Here is a 3,330-nt window from a genome sequence, read left to right as displayed (position 1 = left end):
TCCAATAAAATCAAGATTACTAAAGATGAAAATGTAAGAATTTTTAAATAAATTCACAAACCATTGCGACGAAAGGGTTTTTCGGCCGAAAAAAATACGGGTCCACTTTTGGCCCGCATTTTTTTCTTTTGAATAGGATATTAGTTTTGTAAGGTTTTCTCCAGCTGTCTGATTTTCTCTTCGATATCGGCAATTTCTTTTTGCAGATCCTGCTGGTGAGGCTTGATCTCTTCCTGCCATTTTTTAATTGACGTTTGGAGCTCGCCGCCCACGTCTTTAATAACATCCGTGCTTTCTTTTGCCGCTTTGATCAGCTGGTCTTTTAAAGCAAGCCCGTCTGACTTTAAGCGTTTGATTGTTTCTTCAAAAGAATCATAATTGGTTTTCATTTTTTCACGCAGCTGCTTTCCTGAGGAAGGTGCAGTAAGAAGAACCGCTGCTCCTCCGATGATGCCGCCTACGAATAGTCCTGTTAATAGAGAACGTCCGCTCGCCATTACAATCACCCCGTCTTTTTCTTCAAATAGGATTCATTCAGCATTTTTCATTTTTGTTGAAAGCCTGAACTTCTATACATAGCTTGCTTTATTTTAGCATATTTTTTAAGTGAAAAGGAGGGAGAAGGTTGTCTGTCTTTTTGATTGTGTTATCCTGCATCACCCTTGCCTTCGCTTCAGGCGCTGTTTACTATATCAGACTTCTCAGCCAGGCTGCTTCTTATCCGCCCAAGAAAGTCATCCGGCAGAAAGCGCTTGTTTGTTCAACCGGAACCGCCTTTACACTATGTCTTATCTTTTTCACAAAACTCCTCGCTTAAAACATGCTGACATGCTGCGGACGCTCTGTTCAAAAAAACCTCTCCCGGAAGCGGAAGAGGTTTTGTGTGACAATTATTTAGCAGCTTCCATAAAGCTTGAACGCCTTAAAATGGTTTGCACAATCGGATAAATAATGATCATTGAGATTGTATTCAGCACAGCGGCCGGCAGAACAACAGCCGCGAACAATGCGGCGAAACCGCCCGGTAAACCGACGATCAATAAAGCTGACGATAGAAACACAATTCCTGATAAGATGGTCCCGATCACTGTCAGCACAGCGGCTGCACCTGTTTTTCGGCTCTTTCTGAACAAAAGAAACAGGGAGAAGAACAGAAACGCTGATACGGGTTTATCAATGATGTTAGGGATCTGTCCAGCTGGAAACGCGGTTGTAAGCGCGGAAATGATTCCGGTCACGATCCCGATGACGAGTACATTTTGCACTCGCGGGAACAGCAGAATGCCCATGAACATCATGATCAGCATCATATCTGGTTTCATGCCGCCTAAAAAGGGCGGAATAATAGAATGAAGCGCTGCGCCGATTGCGGCAAACAGAGCCATAATGACTAACTCTTTTGTTTTCATAACTATGCTCTCCTCTGCTAAGCTTTTTGCCCTCCAATAATATGCTCATCATTTATTGCGAAGGCTTTACAGAATGTGTTATGCAAACAGTATACCAAACGGACGGTTTGCATAGCCAGACTTTTTACTCATTTTCCTGCTGGAATTTCTTCATGAACGCAGCTAATTTTTCACAGTCTTCGAGAGAGACCGCGTTATAAATAGAAGCGCGGCAGCCTCCCACCGAACGGTGTCCGCCAAGGCCGATCATCTTCGCATCTTTTGCTTTCTGGACGAATGTTTTCGTTAATTCGTCATCCCGAAGCGTGAAGGTGACATTCATGCGTGAGCGGCTGTCTTTTCTGGCATGTCCTTTATAGAAGCCGTTGCTTTCATCAATACAGCTGTAGAGAACCTGCGCTTTTTGTTCATTGCGCTGTTCAGCAGCTTCCACACCGCCGTTTTCCTTGAGCCATTCCAGAACAAGGCTCAGCATATAAATCGCAAAAGTCGGCGGAGTGTTGTAGAGTGAATCCGCTTTGACATGCGTGGAATATTTCAGGATTTTTGGGACGTTCGCATTTTCATTTTGCAGCCAGTTTTTTTTCATGATGACTACAGTCACGCCGGAAGGGCCGAGGTTCTTTTGGGCGCCTCCGTAGATCACATCAAATTTGGACACATCGATTTTTCTGCTTAAAATATCGCTGGACATGTCGGCTACGAGCGGAATAGGAGAATTCGGAAACTCCTGCCACTGAGTGCCGAAAATTGTATTGTTGGATGTGATATGTAAATATGCGCCGTCTTTTACATCCGTAAGGTCAACCTCAGGAATATAGCTGTAATTGTCTGTTTCACTTGTAGCGGTGATAGACGTGTTCCCGAACAGTTTCGTTTCTGCCAGTGCTTTTTCAGACCAAGCGCCTGTCATGACAAAATGTGCGGTTTTTTCAGGTGTTAAAAAGTTCATCGGAAGCATTGAGAATTGAAGGCTTGCCCCGCCTTGAAGAAACAAGATATCGTAATCTTCCGGAATGCCCATCAGTTCGATTAAGAGGCTTTTCGCTTTTTGGTGCACCGCTTCATACTCTTTGCTGCGGTGGGAAAGCTCCATAACAGACATGCCGGATTCGTTAAAATCAATAAATTCTTTCTGTGCTTTTTGCAGAACTTCCAGTGGCAGCGCTGCAGGACCTGCGTTAAAATTCGTTGTACGTTCCATTATGATCTCTCCCTGTTTTCCACGTTAATGTATAAAATAATACAATTATCCTATCACAAAAATTCAGTTTTTTGATAAAAAATTAGAATTATCAAAAGAAATTGACGGATGTTTGCGAAATGTTCACAAAATAAAATAACCTCATCTTATGATGAGGCCAGGCGTTTTGCGATAGAGGAAGAGATGTTCTGCAGATCCTCCGGTTTATAATCATCAGCATGCGTTTTCCAAACCGCTCCGAATCCATCTCCTTTTCCGTAGCGAGGGATAATATGCATATGGTAGTGGAACACAGATTGTCCAGCTTTTTCGCCGTTATTGTTCAGCGTATTTAAGCCGATCGGTTCAAATTCATCCCGGATAGCGCGGGCGATTTTTGGAACAGCATGGAAATATTGTTTTGCTAATTCATCTGTAAATTCATATACATTCTCAATATGTGTTTTCGGAATGACAAGCGTATGGCCTTTTGTCACTTGGCTGATATCAAGAAAGGCAAGTACATGTTCATCTTCATACACCTTCGCGGATGGAATGTCGCCGGCGATAATTTTACAAAAGATACAATTCTCTGCACAATGCATGAGGGTTCCTCCTTATGAAATTGTTTAGTATGTATACACTCATCGTACCACAGAAATGCAGAAAATAGAAAACAGGATGAACGGCGAGCGTTCACCCTGAATGCAGAGGAAGAGCTTATATGAAGAAAATGTG

The 3,330-nt window shown here is 42.9% G+C and carries 5 protein-coding genes; 1 reads left to right on the top strand and 4 read right to left on the bottom strand.

What is annotated here, in order from left to right; genetic code table 11:
* Nucleotides 1-140: 140 nt before the first annotated feature.
* Entirely contained in the window at nt 141-497 is a 357-nt protein-coding gene (locus tag RAC86_RS36995) for a YtxH domain-containing protein (protein ID WP_003245875.1), read from the bottom strand.
* A gap of 128 nt (nt 498-625) precedes the next feature.
* On the opposite strand from RAC86_RS36995, the gene yhzF reads away from it, so the two are divergent.
* Nucleotides 626-817: a membrane protein YhzF gene (yhzF, locus tag RAC86_RS36990; RefSeq protein WP_014476318.1), complete on the top strand. Its 192-nt coding sequence runs from the start codon at nt 626-628 to the stop codon at nt 815-817.
* Between the two features lie 73 nt (nt 818-890).
* On the opposite strand, the gene trpP is transcribed toward yhzF, so the two are convergent.
* From trpP to RAC86_RS36975, 3 genes are all read right to left on the bottom strand, one after another.
* Nucleotides 891-1,409, bottom strand: a complete 519-nt coding sequence (gene trpP, locus RAC86_RS36985; protein WP_003233236.1) for a tryptophan transporter TrpP — start codon at nt 1,407-1,409, stop codon at nt 891-893.
* Between the two features lie 124 nt (nt 1,410-1,533).
* The gene (gene serC / locus RAC86_RS36980) at nt 1,534-2,613 is read right to left on the bottom strand and encodes a 3-phosphoserine/phosphohydroxythreonine transaminase (protein WP_283934201.1); all 1,080 of its coding nucleotides are present in this window, start codon (nt 2,611-2,613) and stop codon (nt 1,534-1,536) included.
* A 146-nt stretch (nt 2,614-2,759) separates the two neighbouring features.
* On the bottom strand, nt 2,760-3,197 hold the full coding sequence (locus tag RAC86_RS36975; protein WP_003233231.1) for an HIT family protein: 438 nt from the start codon (nt 3,195-3,197) through the stop codon (nt 2,760-2,762).
* Nucleotides 3,198-3,330: the final 133 nt, after the last annotated feature.

The organism is Bacillus sp. LR_5, assembly GCF_042709275.1.
The sequence above is the reverse complement of the archived record's forward strand: the minus strand, read 5'-3'. Positions and strand labels throughout refer to the sequence as shown.